At 42.7% G+C, this 19,001-nt stretch carries 18 protein-coding genes and 1 tRNA gene; 2 read left to right on the forward strand and 17 right to left on the reverse strand.

The window, feature by feature from the left end:
* Nucleotides 1-31 precede the first annotated feature (31 nt).
* The 3 genes from zwf to ACO05V_RS19745 all read right to left on the reverse strand — a co-directional run bounded on the left by zwf (nucleotide 32) and on the right by ACO05V_RS19745 (nucleotide 3,669).
* Nucleotides 32-1,507, reverse strand: coding sequence for a glucose-6-phosphate dehydrogenase (zwf, locus tag ACO05V_RS19735; RefSeq protein ID WP_421855686.1), 1,476 nt, complete (start codon nucleotides 1,505-1,507; stop codon nucleotides 32-34).
* 19 nt (nucleotides 1,508-1,526) lie between these two features.
* Nucleotides 1,527-2,501 carry a glucokinase gene (gene glk, locus ACO05V_RS19740; RefSeq protein WP_421855688.1) on the reverse strand — a complete coding sequence of 325 codons (975 nt, stop codon included), beginning with the start codon at nucleotides 2,499-2,501 and terminating at the stop codon, nucleotides 1,527-1,529.
* Nucleotides 2,502-2,604: 103 nt separating this feature from the next.
* Complete coding sequence (locus ACO05V_RS19745; RefSeq protein WP_421855690.1) at nucleotides 2,605-3,669, reverse strand: GGDEF domain-containing protein; 1,065 nt, start codon at nucleotides 3,667-3,669, stop codon at nucleotides 2,605-2,607.
* A 314-nt stretch (nucleotides 3,670-3,983) separates the two neighbouring features.
* Between ACO05V_RS19745 and ACO05V_RS19750 the strand changes: the two genes are divergently transcribed.
* Nucleotides 3,984-4,307: a hypothetical protein gene (locus ACO05V_RS19750; protein ID WP_421855692.1), complete on the forward strand. Its 324-nt coding sequence runs from the start codon at nucleotides 3,984-3,986 to the stop codon at nucleotides 4,305-4,307.
* On the opposite strand, the gene ACO05V_RS19755 is transcribed toward ACO05V_RS19750, so the two are convergent.
* Nucleotides 4,304-5,335, reverse strand: a complete 1,032-nt coding sequence (locus ACO05V_RS19755) for a DUF3080 family protein (protein ID WP_421855694.1) — start codon at nucleotides 5,333-5,335, stop codon at nucleotides 4,304-4,306. The genes ACO05V_RS19750 and ACO05V_RS19755 overlap by 4 nt on opposite strands.
* On the opposite strand from ACO05V_RS19755, the gene ACO05V_RS19760 reads away from it, so the two are divergent.
* The gene (locus ACO05V_RS19760; RefSeq protein ID WP_421855696.1) at nucleotides 5,334-5,744 is read left to right on the forward strand and encodes an acyl-CoA thioesterase; all 411 of its coding nucleotides are present in this window, start codon (nucleotides 5,334-5,336) and stop codon (nucleotides 5,742-5,744) included. The two genes, ACO05V_RS19755 and ACO05V_RS19760, sit on opposite strands and share 2 nt — an antisense overlap.
* Before the next feature lie 54 nt (nucleotides 5,745-5,798).
* Here ACO05V_RS19760 and ACO05V_RS19765 read toward each other — a convergent pair whose 3' ends face one another.
* From ACO05V_RS19765 to folP, 13 genes are all read right to left on the reverse strand, one after another.
* Complete coding sequence (locus tag ACO05V_RS19765; RefSeq protein WP_421855698.1) at nucleotides 5,799-6,389, reverse strand: LPP20 family lipoprotein; 591 nt, start codon at nucleotides 6,387-6,389, stop codon at nucleotides 5,799-5,801.
* Between the two features lie 161 nt (nucleotides 6,390-6,550).
* The gene (gene pnp, locus ACO05V_RS19770) at nucleotides 6,551-8,659 is read right to left on the reverse strand and encodes a polyribonucleotide nucleotidyltransferase (protein WP_421855700.1); all 2,109 of its coding nucleotides are present in this window, start codon (nucleotides 8,657-8,659) and stop codon (nucleotides 6,551-6,553) included.
* A 177-nt stretch (nucleotides 8,660-8,836) separates the two neighbouring features.
* A complete protein-coding gene (rpsO, locus tag ACO05V_RS19775) occupies nucleotides 8,837-9,106 on the reverse strand; it encodes a 30S ribosomal protein S15 (RefSeq protein ID WP_012068748.1) in 270 nt (89 codons plus the stop codon).
* Between the two features lie 111 nt (nucleotides 9,107-9,217).
* Nucleotides 9,218-10,144: a tRNA pseudouridine(55) synthase TruB gene (gene truB, locus ACO05V_RS19780; RefSeq protein WP_421855703.1), complete on the reverse strand. Its 927-nt coding sequence runs from the start codon at nucleotides 10,142-10,144 to the stop codon at nucleotides 9,218-9,220.
* A 9-nt stretch (nucleotides 10,145-10,153) separates the two neighbouring features.
* Entirely contained in the window at nucleotides 10,154-10,543 is a 390-nt protein-coding gene (rbfA, locus tag ACO05V_RS19785; protein WP_012068746.1) for a 30S ribosome-binding factor RbfA, read from the reverse strand.
* Nucleotides 10,544-10,555: 12 nt separating this feature from the next.
* Entirely contained in the window at nucleotides 10,556-13,129 is a 2,574-nt protein-coding gene (gene infB / locus ACO05V_RS19790; RefSeq protein WP_421855705.1) for a translation initiation factor IF-2, read from the reverse strand.
* Between the two features lie 26 nt (nucleotides 13,130-13,155).
* Nucleotides 13,156-14,646, reverse strand: a complete 1,491-nt coding sequence (gene nusA, locus ACO05V_RS19795) for a transcription termination factor NusA (protein ID WP_421855707.1) — start codon at nucleotides 14,644-14,646, stop codon at nucleotides 13,156-13,158.
* Nucleotides 14,647-14,674: 28 nt separating this feature from the next.
* Nucleotides 14,675-15,136 carry a ribosome maturation factor RimP gene (rimP, locus tag ACO05V_RS19800; protein ID WP_113916650.1) on the reverse strand — a complete coding sequence of 154 codons (462 nt, stop codon included), beginning with the start codon at nucleotides 15,134-15,136 and terminating at the stop codon, nucleotides 14,675-14,677.
* A gap of 329 nt (nucleotides 15,137-15,465) precedes the next feature.
* Nucleotides 15,466-15,551: transfer RNA gene (locus tag ACO05V_RS19805), tRNA-Leu, on the reverse strand.
* Between the two features lie 51 nt (nucleotides 15,552-15,602).
* Complete coding sequence (gene secG, locus ACO05V_RS19810) at nucleotides 15,603-15,956, reverse strand: preprotein translocase subunit SecG (RefSeq protein ID WP_421855709.1); 354 nt, start codon at nucleotides 15,954-15,956, stop codon at nucleotides 15,603-15,605.
* Nucleotides 15,957-15,959: 3 nt separating this feature from the next.
* Nucleotides 15,960-16,709: a triose-phosphate isomerase gene (gene tpiA, locus ACO05V_RS19815; protein WP_421855711.1), complete on the reverse strand. Its 750-nt coding sequence runs from the start codon at nucleotides 16,707-16,709 to the stop codon at nucleotides 15,960-15,962.
* Nucleotides 16,710-16,798: 89 nt separating this feature from the next.
* Nucleotides 16,799-18,145 (reverse strand): phosphoglucosamine mutase, encoded by a 1,347-nt coding sequence (gene glmM, locus ACO05V_RS19820; protein WP_421855713.1) that lies wholly within the window; start codon nucleotides 18,143-18,145, stop codon nucleotides 16,799-16,801.
* Nucleotides 18,145-18,978, reverse strand: a complete 834-nt coding sequence (folP, locus tag ACO05V_RS19825) for a dihydropteroate synthase (RefSeq protein WP_421855715.1) — start codon at nucleotides 18,976-18,978, stop codon at nucleotides 18,145-18,147. Before folP ends, glmM begins: the two co-directional genes overlap by 1 nt.
* Nucleotides 18,979-19,001: the final 23 nt, after the last annotated feature.

The raw sequence follows: 19,001 nt of genomic DNA on the forward strand, positions 1-19,001 counted from the left end.
TTTCCTTTTTTAAGACTTCTTTATTTTAGGACTAGTAGTCGTGCCAGTTACGGCCGTCTTTAATTGGCAACGCCATAGACGCTGCTGGCCCCCATGAACCAGACGCATACTCCTTTGGACGCTCACTAGTTTGATTCCAAGCAGACATGATTCCATCCACCCATTTCCAAGCAGCTTCCACTTCGTCGTAGCGCATGAACAACGTTGCGTCATTACGCATTACGTCAAGCAATAAGCGTTCATAAGCTTCTGGACTGCGTTTATCATTAAAGGCTTCAGTCAGACTCAAGTTCAAATCAACTGGCTGAAGAACCATCCCTTCGCTCACGCCAGGAACCTTATTCATAACTGTTAAAGATATTTTTTCTTCTGGCTGAAGGCGAATAATCAACTGGTTACGCTGAAGTTGGCGATTACTCTCATCACTAAAGATACTGTGCGGAACAGCCTTATATTGAATAACAATCTCAGAATAACGCTGACCAAGACGCTTACCTGTTCTCAGGTAAAACGGCACACCAGCCCAACGCCAGTTATCAATATCGGCACGTAGCGCAACAAATGTCTCAGTTCTTGAGTTCGGGTTACTACCCTCTTCATCGAAGTAACCTTGAACATCCTTACCTTTAATCATGCCTTTGGCATATTGACCACGAACGGTTTTGGTATAAGCATTTGCACCCGCAATTGGACGCAGTGCTTTTAATACCTTGATTTTTTCATCACGCACAGAGTCCGCATCCATTCGACCCGGAGGCTCCATCGCAACTAAACATAAAAGCTGGATCAAATGGTTTTGCACCATGTCACGCATTGCACCGGCTTTATCGTAATAACCCCAACGACCTTCCACACCAACCGTTTCTGAAACAGTAATCTGCACGTTATCAATGTGCGCACTGTCCCACAAAGGTTCGAAAAGTGTATTACCAAAACGAATCGCCAACAGGTTTTGGACGGTCTCTTTACCAAGATAGTGATCAATACGAAAGGCTTGCTGCTCGTTGAAGTTCTTCATTACTTCATCGTTTATCGCACGAGAAGAAGCAAGATCTCGACCAAGCGGCTTCTCTAAAACAACGCGCATGCGATCTGCATTCAAACCATGAACTGCCAGTGACGAACAGATAGATCCAAATAGGTCTGGAGAAGTTGCAAGGTAAAATACGACGTCACGATCATCACCACCCACTTGGTGATCATTTAATCGTGAAAAATCAGACTCTTCCTGAGCATCAACAGAAACATAGCTTAGACGGTCTTTAAATCGTGGCCACGTTTTCTCATCTCCTACACTTGATGGCACAAATTCATCAAGTGCTGCTCGAATTTTAGCTTGATACTCTTCCGCGCTTACTTCTCGTCTCGAAGCACCGATAATGCGAGTCGTTGGAGCAAGCAAACCATCCATATCTAAATGATACAAAGCTGGCAGTAACTTGCGCATTGCAAGATCACCACCACCACCGAAAATTACAACATCACAGGCTTTTAAACTGGCCTTCATTCTTTATTCTCCAACTAATCTAGGCTTTCGACACAAGATGGGACGCATAACATGCACAGCCCATCAGCCCTGGGTATTCAGACATCACAACAAAAGTCGGAATAGGGGAAACAAATTCTTTCATGCGGCCTTTGTCTTGCATCGCATCACGGAAACCACTTTTAAGAATATCTTTTAAATAACGAGGAACAATACCACCGGCAATATAAACACCACCGCGAGACTCAACAGACAATACTAAATCGCCAATCACTCGCCCTAAAAACACAAAGAACTGCTCTAATGTAGCAGTTGCAATAGGGTCATTGCCAAGCTTTAGAGCTTCACCAATTTCAGGCGCGGTTAACCGCTTTTCAATGCCTTCGCGCAATGCCAAAGCCTCATAAATATTTTCAAGCCCCATTCCAGATAAAACACGCTCTGCTGAAACTCGCTTATGGCGGGTACGTAGGAATTTTAAAATATCGTCTTCGACATCATTACAGGCAGATAAATCCACATGTCCGCCCTCACCAGGCAACACAATATTAGGACCATTATCTTGAGGAACGACGCAGGATATTCCCAAACCAGTCCCTGCTCCAACCACCCAACAAGCCCCTTTGGGGTCGACGGCTGAACTTTCGCCAATGACGACCATGTCTTTAGGTTCAAGGATTTCCAAACAATGCCCAACCGCATCAAAGTCGTTCAATAAAGCAACGGCTTTATTATCACCAAAATAGGTTTGAACTTCTGCGCGGGTAAACTTCCACGGATTATTGGAAAATTGTATTACAGGTTGGTTTACAGGGCCTGCAATCGCTAAAACGATGGCATCTATTTTATCCATTCCAATACTACAGTTTTCTATATAGTCTGCTGCAGCATCAAAAAAACTATCGTAATTTTCACAGGGAAGCACTCTGACTTCTAGAGGCTCGTATTGATGGATAGGAACCAAAGCAAAACGCGCATTAGTTCCACCAAGATCGGCGATTAAAGCATGGGACATAAACGAACCCTATTTAATTTTTTTGAAATTTTACAACAAAATTGAGGTGAAAAATACCGCGATCTTGAAAAAATAAGCGCCATAATGTAATAAAATTACAAAACTATCTCAGTCTGTTTAAAAACTTAAAGACCTTAGTTGGCACCAATCTTTTACGGTTATTTTTATAATCATAGAGGCGCTCATCTGCTACTTTCAACAGATGTTTATAGTTACTAGGCGAATCAGACATGACGCTGGCGCCACCGTAACTAATAGTAATAGGTACAAGATTAGATTTATACCTTAATGGATTAGATTGCAGGTATTCTTGGATAGATTCTGCCACCAAAATGGCTTGCTCATAGCTTTTCCCAGGCATGACAAAAACAAACTCATCACCAGCAAAACGAAATGCCAAACCTTGTTTGTGAACATATTTTAGCAAACGCTTAGCGATATACTCCAATACTTCGTCACCACAATTATGACCCAATGTATCATTGATAGACTTAAACGCATCGCAATCAATAAACACAACAGTTAAATCACGCTCCTGCATTTTAGATCGTGCAAACTCACGATCAAGCATCAGCTCTAGCTGTCGACGATTTAATAAGCCTGTCAAAGGATCTCGAGTCGCCAAATATTCTAGCTTCTCCCTTGCTGTGACATTACTCAGACAAATAGAGATTTTAATCGCTAACTGATCAAGTAAAAAAGTATCTTTTGTCATCGCATCATAACGAGAACTATCCGAGTCAGCCTGACAAAATAATCCAACCAACTCACCATCAATAGTTAACGGGGAAATAGCAACAGAGGAAATAATATCACGATAAACAGAGGGAATAATTTCCCAACAACGACTTAAATTAGTATTCACTAAAACCGTTTTATTACTAGATTTGATGATGTCAATCATAGAGCGACGTCTTGTAAACAACACACGATCACGTAAATCTGGCATTTTTTCTAGACTTTCTATGAGATGAGACAAAGGGGCTTCGTTAATTAAGTTTACCCAAACATAAGGAACGCTAAACTGTTTCTGCACCTCTTTGGTTAGTGTAGAAACAAACTGATCACAACGACCAATCGAAAGAATGCAGCGCTCTATCTCAAAAAATTTACGCGCGATCTCTTCATTCCGTCTAACATTGTCAATCAGTTCGTTAATATCATGCATGCATAATGCCTCACCGCACTGATGTTAAGCGGCTCACTTTTCTTAATAAAAGCCCCAGATCCTAAAAAAATAATTGATCTATAATGCATTATAGTACGATGCTTAAACACTTTGAGCTATACATTGAACAAAAATTGATAAGCTGACATACAAAAAATAACAATTAAAACAAGCTAATTGCATAACGAGTGTCAAAACAACAAAAAACCAATTACAACAATGACTCAAAGCATTTTTAATTAGTTGCCCGTACTCTTTAAGAAAAACCACTCGGTGCCGATAGTATTATTGTAGATAATTCAATAGGCACACAAATGAATATAAGAGAAATTGTTGAAGCACAGCTAACCCAAAGCAGCAAAGCGGGCCAACCAGTTTCTGGCAATGCGCACTTTGCTCTATTAATGAGTTTGTTCAACCAGCCCGGCCCTTCAATAATTGATTCACCAGATGAATTAAGCTTTCATCAACCTCATGCACTGACACGACCGATGCAGTTTTCTCAAGGTATTGCAGAAAATCCCGTTGCGAATCTCGCGCTACTAAAAGCACTAAGTTTAGAGCCATTAGCTAGAGGACCTGCCTATGAATACGATATTGTTGAAAGCCTTGAGAAACAAATCAGTACTCGAATTTAAGATCCACCACCAACAGACATTGAACACATAGCAAACAAAGCACTCCATTGTTTGGCGTGGAACTGAGACGCGAGCTGATAACGCTGCCACTCACTACTCGGTTCCTTCAGAGAAAATTGATGCGAAAAAGTGCGCATATCGTGACTTAATGGCTCGCTTATTTCAAACAACCTATTTAGAAGAGGCAACACCAGATATGCACCGCGATTTATTCGCCCCATATAAGGTTGAACAACTTTTACGTAATGTGTTTCAAACTGCTGTTGAAGATAAACCATTGGAGCACCACAAATATCTTCATCCAATGTTTTCACTTTATTTGCAACAAAATCCAAATAGCCAGTGATTCGCACCAATGAATACAACAACCGGCCAGCATACTCACTGTCCATTAATATTTTCAGATCGCCCTCAAAAACACTCGCATCTACGAGTGGTAAATCCTCAAGATTCTCGCCAATAACAACCAATCGATTTAAAGCGCCTAGAAGCTCTTGTTGCTCAGAAGTAGAATAATTAAGTGGTAGAAAACCATTAGATAAACTAAAAAATGCTTCGCTTTCTGCACCATTAAAAAGCGCATTACCAAACGCCAGAGACAATTCAAGACGTTTCTGCTGGGCTATTTGCTGTAGCTCTGTAGACAAAGACTCATTTTTTATATCACATGACTCAATAGCTCGAATAATATCCAATTCATACAAGAATCGTTGACTGTCTGGCATAACTTTACCAAGAATGCTGTTTTTTCTTCCTGCCACAATACCAACATCACATTGCTGTAAAGACAAAAATTCTAACAAGCCGATATCAAATTGAGTCAAACTTTGTTTACGATGACGTGACGACGGCAAGCTAGATGGCATTGCGATTGCCGGAGAAGAAACAGACATAAACTGCGAGCGATCTAAATCAGCAACATATTGAGATAAAACGTCTTCGGCTTGAAAGCGCGTGTCACAACCACTCATTCCAGCGAGTATAATGCAGCTTAACAGAATCATTGAAAAAAAAGATTTTATTAACATGAACAAGCTACTCATCCAAAAACGAGAAGAAATATCAGAAACGCGCGTTGCAAAGATGGTATTTCCAGCAACAACAAACCATTACGACACCTTATTCGGTGGTATCGCCCTACAGTGGATGGATGAAGTTGCCTATATTGCTGCCACACGCTTTGCTAGAAAAACCATGGTCACCATTTCAACTGAACAAGTGGATTTTAAACAGCCTATCCCCTCAGGCATTTTAGTTGAATTAATCGCTCGCGTAGTTCATGTTGGCAGAACATCATTAAAAGTAGAAGTATCAATTTTTCTAGAACAGCTGGACAGCGATAAACGCACAAAAGCGGTAACCGGACATTTCAATTTTGTTGCCGTTGACAACAACAAAAAGCCTACTCCGATTTTTGCTGAAGAGACAAATATTTAGAACGAAAGCATGATGAGTAGTGCTTAAATTTAAACACTACTCATCACCCATATTTTATTTAGCGTGACGTTTGGCTATTTCTGCAGCCAATTCATCGAAGCTTTTATCAGATTCTAATTTTTGAAATAAAGCTGCTTCATTTTTCATAGAAGTACGCAAAATATCTTGCGCCGCTTTTCCAGCTTGATCAGGATCCAAACCAACTAAAACAACCAAACCGCCACTAGGTGTTGGCATCTGACGAATCACTTTAGAACCAATCAATTTTTGTTCGGTCACTTGCTTTGTTACCACACTATTCACACGATCAACGGTTTCTGCATCGCCTGCACCTGTCGTTTCAACATATTGCTTCACCATATTTTGTAGATCAAGGCTAAGCACTTGAGCCAACTCAACACGCGCTGCTGTCGAAGCCATTTGCTTCATGTAATTAGGTCCAGCCGCAGATTTTTCGCTATAACCTACTGCAGACAAAGCGACACCTTCTACAGGTGCACCACACACCCAATCAGGAGCTGGCTGATTAGAACCATCTGCGAACGTACAGTCCGGAATGGCTGAAACGGGCGTGTTAACCACATCTTTACTACATGCAGTCAGCACAAGAGCAGCAGCTAATAAACCTACAACTTTAAACGTCATGATCTTTTCCTTTATCTAAGACATTGAATTACCAAAAGCTGGACAGCACCATACAACTAAAACATTAAATACAGTGATGTTATTTTAATCTATTAATAGCAATAAAAACAAAAAAAGGTGCTAATAATTAGCACCTTTTTTAAACCGTCACTGATTAAATATTATTCAGTGTAACCAGCTTTTTCTTCTTCAGTCACATCTTTCATAGAAAGTTTGATACGACCACGAGCATCAACATCTAACACTTTAACGATGACTTCTTGACCTTCAGAAAGGAAGTCGGTTACCGCACGAATACGCTCTTCACCGATTTGAGAGATGTGAACCAAACCATCTTTACCAGGTAAGATGTTTACGAATGCACCAAATTCCGCTAGACGAACAACTTTACCTTTGTAAAGCTTATCAACTTCTGCTTCCGCAGTGATCTCATGAATCTTCAGCAATGCGGCATCAGAAGACGCTTTATCAGCAGCGTAAATACGAACAGTACCGTCGTCATCTAGATCGATAGACGCGCCAGTTTGCTCAGTGATAGAGCGAATTGTTGCACCACCTTTACCGATAACGTCACGAATTTTCTCTGGATCAATTTTGATCGTCGCCATAGAAGGCGCATTTGGAGAAACTTCTGGACGAGCGTAACCAATTACTTTCGCCATTTCACGAAGGATATGAGTACGAGCTTCAAGCGCTTGGCTCAAGGCGATATCCATAATTTCTTCGTTGATACCTTCGATTTTGATGTCCATTTGAAGCGCAGTGATACCTTCTGCAGTACCCGCCACTTTAAAGTCCATATCACCAAGGTGATCTTCGTCACCCAAGATATCAGTCAATACAGCAAAGCCATCGTCTTCCTTGATAAGACCCATTGCGATACCCGCAACTGGCGCTTTAAGAGGAACACCAGCGTCCATCATAGACAAAGACGCACCACATACAGATGCCATAGAGCTTGAACCGTTAGATTCAGTGATCTCAGACACGATACGGATTGTGTATGGGAATTCATCTTCTGAAGGCAATACCGCTTGAACACCACGACGAGCCAGACGACCGTGTCCAATCTCACGACGACCAACACCACCCATACGACCACACTCACCTACAGAGTAAGGAGGGAAGTTGTAATGCAACATGAAGCTGTCTTTGCTTTCGCCAGTCAAACCATCAGTCATTTGTGAATCGCGGCTCGTACCTAGAGTACAAGTTGCAATCGCCTGAGTTTCACCACGAGTGAACAAAGCAGAACCGTGAGTTTTGCTTAATAAACCAACTTCAACGTTGATTGGACGAACGGTTTTATTGTCACGGCCATCAATACGAGGCTTGCCATCAATAACGCGACGACGAACAATACGTTTTTCAAGTTTAGAGAAAGCACCAGTAACATCAGCTTCTGAGAACTCGCCTTCTTCAGTAACAAGGGCAGCAACAGCCGCATCACGAACAACACCTAGTTGAGCGTAACGAGCCATTTTTTCACTGATTCCGTACGCTTCTTCGATTTGAGCAGCGTAGCCAGATTGAAGTGCATCAGTTAAAGAAACGTTTGCTACATCTGCCACCCAATCCCAACGAGGCTTAGCGCACTCTGCTGCGAACTCAGTAATAGCAGAAATAGCAGATTGCATTTCTTTATGAGCGTAAAGAACCGCACCTAGCATTTCGTCTTCTGTAAGCTCTTGCGCTTCAGACTCAACCATCAATACTGCGTCTTTCGTACCCGCCACAACCATGTCTAGCAAAGAACCATCTAGATCTGAGTAGCTTGGGTTAAGTACGTAACCAGACTCATCGTTAAAACCAACACGAGCAGCACCGATAGGACCATTGAATGGAATACCAGAGATAGTCAATGCTGCAGACGTTGCCAACATAGCCGCAATATCAGCGTCTAAGTTAGTGTTAGTAGACATTACCGTACAAACAACTTGAACCTCGTTCATGAACCCTTTAGGGAACAATGGACGGATTGGACGGTCGATCAAACGAGAAGTTAGTGTTTCTTTTTCAGAAGGACGACCTTCACGCTTTAGGAAACCACCTGGGATTTTACCAACCGCGTAAGCACGCTCTTGATAATGAACAGACAATGGGAAAAAGTCTTGGCCAGCTTTAGCTGATTTAGCGCCTACAACAGTAGCAAGTACTTGTGCATCACCAATTGTACAAAGAACAGCACCTGTTGCTTGACGAGCAATGCGGCCTGTTTCTAGCGTTACGGTATCGTTACCGAACTGGAAAGTTTTTGTCGTAATACTCACACGTATTCCTTTTATTAAAAAAATTTCTTCTCCCAAAGACCTCTTTTTAAGCCAGTACTCATATGAACTCTTTTTACTTCTTCATTAAGCAAGAAGAAAAGTGCATATGATGTACAGGCTGTCCCTTGGGAGACCAATAAAAAAAGGGCCATAATCACTTATGGCCCTTTCTCAGTCTTAGCGACGCAGACCTAGTTTTTTGATCAAACTAGTGTAACGAGCTGCATCTTTACGCTTAAGATAATCCAACAACTTACGACGCTGGTTTACCATGCGGATTAGACCGCGACGAGAATGATGGTCGTGGATATGAGCTTTAAAGTGACCTTGAAGACCTTCGATGTTCTTAGTCAACAATGCTACTTGAACTTCAGGAGAACCTGTGTCGCCTTCCGCTACTTGAAACTCTTTTACCAACGCTGCTTTTGATTCTGCAGACAATGCCATAATCTTAATCTCCAAATTAATATGCTATTAAAAGTAAAGGATAGCCGAGCATATTTTCAGTCATCCTAAACTGACAAGTTTAACACTCTTTTTAGCAGAACTCACTGCTATTTATAAAGAGAACTCGCTAGTATTTACCAATCGATAAGGACGAATAAACGCCTCTTTAATTTGCCCAAGACCTAAGAAACGCTGCGATCCCTGATCGTACATTCTCACCACTGTTTCATGTTCTAATGAAACGGGACTAGGAATGCTTCGACCAAACATCATATCCAGTGTATCCGCCTCAGGTAAATCGACTCTAATGAAATGCTCAACCGCGGTATCCATCGAAATTAGATGAGAATCTAATGCCTCATATCCTTGCTCCGCTATCGCTTCAAACTGCTCTAACGTCATCATATTTTCAGGTAAATATCCTGCCGTCGAAATACGATGCAAAGAATGAAGATGCGCACCACAACCTAACGCTTCGCCAATATCCTCACCAATGGTTCGAATATAAGTCCCCTTGGAACACTGAATATCAAGCGTCAGTGTATCTTCGGTTCTGGAAACAAGAGTTAGATTTGAAATAGTAACGCGCCGACGTTTCCTTTCTATAACGATGCCTTGACGAGCATATTCATACAAAGGCTTACCTTCGTGCTTTAAAGCAGAATACATAGGAGGTATTTGCTCAATTTCACCACGAAATCCGTCTAGAATTTCTTCAAGAGATTCATCGGTAAGAGTCGGAATCAACTCTTGCGTTAATACCTCGCCTTCACGATCACCGGTTGTGGTTCTTTTTCCCAACTGTATGCAGGTTAGATAACGCTTATTTGCATCCAATAAATATTGAGAAAATTTCGTCGCCTCTCCGAGACACAATGGCAACATTCCTGTTGCCAAAGGGTCAAGCGCCCCAGTATGTCCCGCTTTTGCTGCCTGATAAAGGCGACGGACACGCTGCAGCGCTTGGTTCGAACTTAAACCTATCGGCTTGTTCAGTAGAACGATACCGTCCACTGAACGCCATTTTGCTTTAACCATACGAACGTATTACTCGTCTTCGTTACCGTTTTTTGTCTCATCATCACGAATTGCTTCGTCAATCAGAGCCGACATACGTGAACCATTTACAACACTCTGGTCGTAATGAAAACGCAAATGCGGCATAACACGAAGTTTCACTTCTTGTGCTAAACGACGACGCAAGAACCCTTTTGCACTATCAAGTGCAGCTTGGTTCTCAGCCAATACTTCTGGCTGGTCATCTTTACCAAGTACGGTGTAATAAATATCCGCATAGCCTAAATCTTTTGCTACACGTACTTCGTTGACAGTAACCAATCCTAAACGCGGATCTTTTACTTCAAACTGGATCAAGGACGCCAGCTCCTTTTGGAGCTGGTCACCAATCCGACTAGTACGACTAAATTCGCCTGCCATGATCTTGTCCTATTAAAGCGTACGCGCTACTTCGACGGTTTCAAAAACCTCGATCTTATCGCCTACTTTGACATCGTTGTAGTTCTTCACGCCGATACCACATTCCATGCCGCGACTAACGTCATTAACGGCATCTTTGAAACGACGAAGAGACTCAAGCTCACCTTCGTAAATAACAACATCATCACGTAATACACGAATCTGCTTGTTACGGTAAACCGTACCTTCGATAACCATACAGCCGGCAATCAAGCCAAACTTAGGCGAACGGAACACATCACGTACTTCAGCAGTACCTTTGATGTCTTCACGAAGATCTGGCGACAACATGCCAGACAAAGCAGACTTAACGTCATCAATGATGTTATAGATAACGCTGTAGTAGCGAAGATCGATGCTTTCACGTTCGATAAACTGCTTAGCAGAGTTATCAGCACGTACGTTGAAACCAAAGATAACGGCATCAGAAGCCAAAGCCAAGGTTGCATCCGTTTCGGTGATACCACCAACGCCACTAGAGACAACATTCACTTTCACTTCGTCAGTGTTCATATCAGTCAATGACTTGATCAAAGCTTCTAGAGAACCGCGAACGTCGGCTTTTAGAACCACATTCAAAGTACGAACTTCGTCTTTACCCATTTCAGAGAACAAGTTCTCCAATTTAGCAGAGTGTTGACGAGCGAAGCGTACTTCACGGTATTTACCCTGACGGAAATTAGCTACTTCACGAGCTTTACGCTCATCAGCAACAACAATGAACTCTTCACCCGCTTCTGGCGTTCCGTCAAGACCAAGGATCTCAACAGGAATAGAAGGACCAGCAGAATCAATCATCTTGCCAGTTTCATCTAACAAGGCACGCACACGCCCCATCTGAAGACCAGCCAAGACAATATCGCCCTTCTTCAAAGTACCGTTTTGAACAAGCAAAGTTGCAACAGAACCACGACCGCGATCAAGGCGAGCTTCAACAACCACCCCTTTAGCTGGTGCACTAGGAACAGCCGTTAACTCTAATACTTCAGCTTGTAAAAGAAGCGCTTCTAATAGCTCTTCAATACCTTCACCTGACTTAGCAGATACACCAACGAACTGGATGTCACCACCCCATTCTTCTGGCACAACTTCTTGCGCTACCAATTCGTTTTTAACACGATCAATATCAGCGCCTTCTTTATCTATCTTAGTCATGGCAACAACCATCGGCACACCTGCAGCACGTGCGTGCTGGATTGCTTCGATTGTTTGCGGCATAACACCATCATCAGCAGCACAAACTAGGATAACAATGTCTGTTGCCTTAGCGCCACGAGCACGCATAGAAGTAAACGCTGCGTGTCCAGGTGTATCCAAGAAACTGATCATGCCATGTGGTGTTTCTACATGGTACGCACCAATGTGCTGAGTGATACCACCAGACTCACCCGCAGCAACGCGAGTGGTACGAATGTAATCAAGTAGAGATGTTTTACCATGGTCAACGTGACCCATTACTGTCACTACTGGTGCGCGTTTGATCGCTTCACCTTGGTAGTCAATCGCTTCAATCATGTCGTTTTCGACAGCATTCTCATCGATAAACTTAACCGTGTGACCCATTTCTTCAACAACCAAAGTTGCTGTGTCACGGTCAATTGTCTGGTTAATAGTCGCCATGGCGCCCATTTTGAACATGATCTTAATAACTTCAGCGCCCTTCACTGCCATTTTCTCAGCAAGATCAGCAACTGTAATACTTTCTGGCAAAGCCACTTCATGGATCATTTTAGCCGTAGGCTTTTGGAAACCATGCTCTTGTTTAGAAGGTTTCTTATTCTTACGACCCAATTTACCACGACGAGTAAATTCATCTTCATCATTCACATTTACGCGTGAAGTACGTTTGTTGTCTGGGTTTACGCGACCACGAGGCTTGTCTTTATCTTTGTCGTTATCATGTCTGACCGGACCTTTTTTGCCTTTAGGTGCAACAGTAGATTTTTTGCTATCCATTGCTGGTTGAGACACTTTTTTCGCTGCTTTAGGCTGCTTCGGTGATTCCACGGGTTCTGCCGCTCCTGTATCGGAAACATACTGCTCCGTTTCATTGACCGCGCCAGCATCCGCTACGACGTTTTTCACCGCTGCTTCTTGACGCGCTTTCTCTTCGGCTTCAGCCTTCGCTTTGGCCGCCTTCTCTTCTTCTAACTTACGCTCAGCTTCAAGACGAGCTTTTTCTTGTGCCAAACGCTCTTGCTCTTCTGCAAGACGCTTCGCTAACTCCTCTTTCTGTTGAGCTTCTTCATCAGCATCATCACGCTTAACATAAGTACGCTTTTTCTTAACAGCAACATTAACGGCTTTTCCACCATCACTACGAGACAAGGTACTTGTTGTCTTACGCTGCAAAGTAATACGTTGGCTATTATCGCCTTCTTCACCATGCTGGCGCTTCAAAAAATTCAATAACGTTTGCTTTTCAACTTCAGAGACTTCTTGGCTTGCACTCGTTTGAGGTAGGCCAGCGTCTTTCATCTGAGCTAGTAGCTTATCGACTGGCGTATTTACCAGCTCGGATAGTATCTTTACGGTTTGAACTGTCATTAAGTTCCCCCTTATGTACTCAGATTTTATTCAGATTCAGTAAACCAAGGTGCGCGAGCAGTCAAAATAAGACGACCTGCACGCTCTTCAGTCATACCTTCAACGTCAAGCAATTCGTCAACCGACTGTTCGGCCAAATCTTCCATAGTGATCACACCCATAGAAGCAAGGACCAAAACAAGGTGATTATCCATTCCTTCCATCGCCAATAAATCGGCAGCAGGTTTGGCATCGTCTAATTGCTCTTCAGCTTGAAGCGCTTGATTCAGCAAGGCTTCTTTTGCACGTGAACGTAGTTCGTTTACTAAATCTTCATCAAATCCATCGATATCTAACATTTCTTCCATTGGAATATAAGCGACTTCTTCTAAAGAAGTGAATCCCTCATCAACCATCTGGATTGCCAAATCATCATCGATATCTAATCCATTAACGAAGATATCAATCAGCTTTTGCGACTCTTCTTGTTGCTTAGCTTCTGCATCTTCGCTGGTCATTACATTCAAAGACCAACCAGTCAGAGTAGACGCCAAACGCACATTCTGACCGTTACGGCCAATCGCTTGCGCTAAATTATCACTCTTAACGGCAACATCCATAGAATGTGCATCTTCATCAATAACAATGGAATCTACTTCCGCAGGCGCCATAGCATTGATCACTAGCTGAGCTGGGTTATCATCCCAAAGAACGATATCAACACGCTCGCCATTCATTTCGTTTGAAACAGCTTGAACTCGTGCACCGCGCATACCAACACAAGCACCGATTGGGTCAATACGGCGATCGTTTGTTTTCACGGCAATTTTTGCACGTAAACCAGGATCACGCGCCGCACCACGAATTTCGATAACTTCTTCAGAAATTTCTGGCACTTCGAGGCGGAACAATTCGATCATGAACGCTGGCGCGTTACGAGAAAGAATCAATTGCGCACCACGGCTATCATCTCGAATTTCAAGCAACAAGGCACGGATACGGTCATTCATTCTGAAGCTTTCACGAGCAATCAATTGATCTTTCGGCAATGACGCTTCCGCATTTTCACCAAGATCAATAATCAAGCTATCACGAGTCACTTTTTTGACTTGACCATGAACAAGCTTGCCTACTTTTTCAGTATACAACGCCACCATTTTAGCGCGTTCAGCTTCACGTACTTTTTGTACGATAACTTGTTTTGCTGTTTGAGCAGCAATACGCCCAAAAACTTCCGACTCAACTTCTTCTTCGTAAATCTCGCCAATAGGCACGCCAAGATTTTGCTCTTCAGAATCATCAATTGTTAATTCAAATGCTGGAGCAGAATAGTCTTCATCTGCAACAATATGCCATTGACGGTAAGTTTTGTAATCACCTGTACGCTGATCAATAGAGACACGAATTAATGCGTCTTCTTCAAAACGGCGTTTGGCAGCACTAGCTAAAGCAATTTCAACGGCTTCGAAAATAACTTGTTTCGGAACATCTTTCTCGTTGGAAACGGCTTCCACTACCAAAAGAATTTCTTTGCTCATCCTTTTAGCCTCTCTTCAAGGTTAATTTTTAAAATTGTGGAACAACATTTGCCTTATCAATCAAATCGATAGGCAATAAGTATTCTTCTTGATCTACGCGAATAACAATATCTTCGCTTTCGATCCCCATTAGTTGCCCTTTAAATTTGCGACGCCCATCAAAAGGCACACGCAGACGTAAAGAAACAATAGAACCGATATAAGCCTGATATTGAGCCAAACTGAATAAAGGCCGATCTAAACCTGGTGACGATACTTCTAGGTTGTATTCCCCTGTAATTGGGTCTTCAACATCTAGAATAGAACTAACTTGACGGCTAACACGGGCGCAATCTTCTACATCAATCCCTTTTTCATCATCCGTCTCGATGTAAATACGAAGCACAGAATCCTTACCTAAAGATAAGTATTCCATGCCCCAAAACTCAAACCCTAAACCTTCAACGACTGGTCGAATAAGTTCTTCTAAAATCGTATATTTTGCTGACAATCGTTTTCTCCGAAAACCAATTTTGTAAAACGCAGAAACAAAAAACGGGCTCTAGGCCCATTTCCATTTATAAACAGTAACAGTACAGATAACAAAAAACCCCATATAGGGGTTCTCAGCACTCTGCTCAAATAAAACTGAGAGAGCATCCTTCGCAAAGAAGGTCGTCAATCCTGACACTAAACACTAAGAACAAACTGGTGCGGATACCTAAACTAGGAAAACCATGAGAAGAAAATCTTTCTAAAAGAAACTCAAATCTCGACAAACCAGATTGCTCTGCATCAATATTTCGACATCATACACAAAACACGACATCAATTCAAGATTGGTGCGGATGGGGGGACTCGAACCCCCACGAGCATAGCTCACCACCCCCTCAAGGTGGCGCGTCTACCAATTCCGCCACATCCGCAAAGCACTACACGACCAACACAAACACTTTTACAAACGATATATCTGATTATTACTCAGTTACTGGTAGATCAGATGTTGTTTTTTTCTTATCACCTAACTCTGGCAAACCCACCGTTTCTTCAACCTGAGGCGCCGAAGGAACAAAATCAAGTGCACCCGAAACACTTTTCGCTTGCTCGCTGGCGAAATAAGCCAAACCAAAACTAGTCAAAAAGAAAACTAATGCAAATACAGCGGTCATCTTTCCGAAGAAGCTACCACCACCTTGACTACCAAATACTGTCTGGGACGCACCACCACCAAAAGAGGCACCAGCGTCCGCACCTTTGCCTTGCTGCAACAAAACCAACGCGATAATGACAACCGCCGCCAGTACATGCAAAACTAAAATTAGTGCTTCCATCAATTAACCTGCTGTTTTTACAATCGCGATAAATTCTTTTGCATCAAGAGATGCACCACCAACAAGGGCACCATCTACATCAGGCATTTGAAACAAAGCCGAGCTAGTTGACGCCTTAACACTTCCACCATATAAAATCTGTACTTTTTGAGAAACAGACTCTGATGATTTGGCCAAAAAGGCCCGAATAGCTTGATGAACGTCTTGTGCTTGTTCTGCACTTGCAGACAAGCCCGTTCCTATTGCCCATACTGGCTCATAAGCGATAACCACCTGCTCAAATGAGGCAATACCCACAACATCGATAACAGCCTTAAGTTGCTCTTCACACACTTCGAACGTTTTATCCAACTCACGTTCAGCCAATGTTTCGCCGACACATAACATTGGAGTCAGACCAGAATCCAAAGCTGCTTTTACTTTAGAAGCGACAAGCTCATTTGTCTCGCCATATAGAGAACGCCTCTCTGAATGACCAAGCAAAACATACTTAACCCCAAAATCACCCAACATAGAAGTAGACACTTCACCTGTAAAGGCGCCTTTCACTTCTTCACTGACATTCTGAGCAGCCAAAACTAAGCTACTATCAGATATCAAATCATTAACCAGAGACAAATAAGGAAAGGATGGAGCAACAACCACTTCAGAATTAGAAACACCCATCTCAAGCAAGCCGTTAATCAGTGAAACAATAGACTCTTTCGAGCCATTCATTTTCCAGTTACCAGCCACTATCTTTTGACGAATCATATTCTAACCCCTAAATTCGAGGCGCCCATTCTATGGAATGGGCGCTTTGGTTTCAAGTATTTATTGTTATTCAACACATAAAATTCGTTTTATGCATTCGCTTTAGCTAAAACAACAGAATTAACTTCTTCAACTAAATATTCAACAAGTTCATCCACGGTATCATTATCTCGCCCCTCAACCATAACTCGAATCAAAGGTTCAGTACCAGAGGCCCTGAGCAATACACGACCAAGACCATTTAAACGTTCGTTTGCCACTGCAATCGCCTTTTGCAAAGCAGGCTCTTCATTTGGAACAAAACTCTTAGCCACTCGTATATTTTTTAGTCTTTGAGGAAATTTAACCAAGCCAACCAAAAGCTCATCAAGCGCCTTACCCTCTTCAACCATAGCCCGAAGAACTTGAAGCGCAGCAACAATACCATCGCCCGTTGTTGTAATTGAGCGACACACGATATGTCCAGATGGCTCACCACCTAACACCCACCCATGCTGCATCAATTTTTCATTAACGTACCTATCTCCAACCGCCGCACGACTAAAGCCAATACCCGTCTCAGAGAACGCCAACTCCAAACCAAAGTTACTCATCAAAGTTCCGACAACTCCGCCACTAAAACGCCCAGCACGCATCAAGTGATTAGCAATAATATACAAAATATCATCTCCGTCGCGCACCACACCGTGACGATCTACCAATATTAAACGGTCGCCATCACCATCTAGAGCAATACCAAGGTCAGCCTCTTCAGCCAAGACGTTTTTGCGTAATAACTCAGGCTTGGTTGCCCCACTAAACTCATTAATATTCAAACCATCGGGATTAATACCAATAGAAACCACTTCTGCACCCAATTCAGAGAACACACGAGGAGCAACATGATAAGTAGCACCATCAGCACAGTCGACGACAATTTTCAGACCACTTAACTGCAAACCGATAGGAAACGTGCCTTTACAATATTCAATGTAACGCCCTGCCGCATCATCAATACGTTTCGCTCGACCGATCAGACTGGACTCAACCACCACCATCGGCTGCTCAAGGAAATATTCAATTCGCTCTTCTATTTCATCAGAAATCTTGCCGCCTTCGGCAGAAAAAAACTTAATACCATTATCCGTATAAGGATTATGAGATGCGCTAATAACGATACCAGCACTAGCACGAAAGGTTCGAGTCAAGTAAGCAATCGCTGGCGTTGGCATAGGACCAACCAAACGCACATCCGCACCGGCCGCAACAATGCCAGACTCAAGTGCAGACTCAAACATATAACCAGAAATACGAGTATCCTTGCCTATCAGAATTTTCTTATCGTTTTCCTTAAAAACCTGACCAGCCGCCCAACCAAGCTTAAGCATAAACTCTGGCGTAATTGGTGTCGTACCGACTTTTCCACGAATTCCATCTGTACCAAAATATTTACGCATTAAATCTCTCTCTCAATCCGAGACATTAACGCCAACATTTCAACATGCGACCTAACATCATGAACTCTAAAAATTCGAGCACCCTTCAAATAAGCAGAAGCATTTGCTCCCATAGTGCCATATAAGCGCTCTTCGACTGGCAAACCTAAGGCCTCACCTATCATAGTCTTTCTCGAAAGACCAATAAGAACCTCGAACCCCATACTCTTAAATACTTCCGAGTGCTTCAGCAACAATAAATTATGCGATAGAGTTTTTCCAAAACCAATACCCGGATCCAAAATAAGGCGAGACCGAGAAATACCAACCGATTCACACTCAACAACCCTAGACATCAAGTAACTCATTACATCATCAACCACCGAGACATAATCAGGTCCATCTTGCATTGTTTGTGGCATACCTTTCATATGCATCAAGCAAATTGGCAAATTTGTTTTAGCCGCAGCTTGCAAGGCCCCTTCACGCTCAAGTGCTCTAACATCATTTATAAAGCCCATCCCCAATGCAGCCGCACCCTGAATCACCTCTGTCGTGCTGGTATCTACGGACACAACAATATCAAAACGTTTTTTTATTGCTTCAACTATAGGTAACACACGATCCAGCTCTTGCTGAATAGAAACGGGAGCAGCACCAGGACGAGTCGACTCGCCGCCGACATCAATAATACTAGCCCCTTCTTGAATCATCTTTTCAGATTGACGCAAAGCGGCATTTAAGGAGTTAAACGAGCCACCATCAGAAAACGAATCCGGCGTAACATTTAGTATCCCCATAACATGAGGAAGGGACAAGTCTAGCGACTTGTCCCCAAAAGGCATTAACGACATGAAAAAACCATATCAAAGAATTA

It is taken from the genome of Marinomonas sp., assembly GCF_965225885.1.
GTDB lineage: Bacteria > Pseudomonadota > Gammaproteobacteria > Pseudomonadales > Marinomonadaceae > Marinomonas.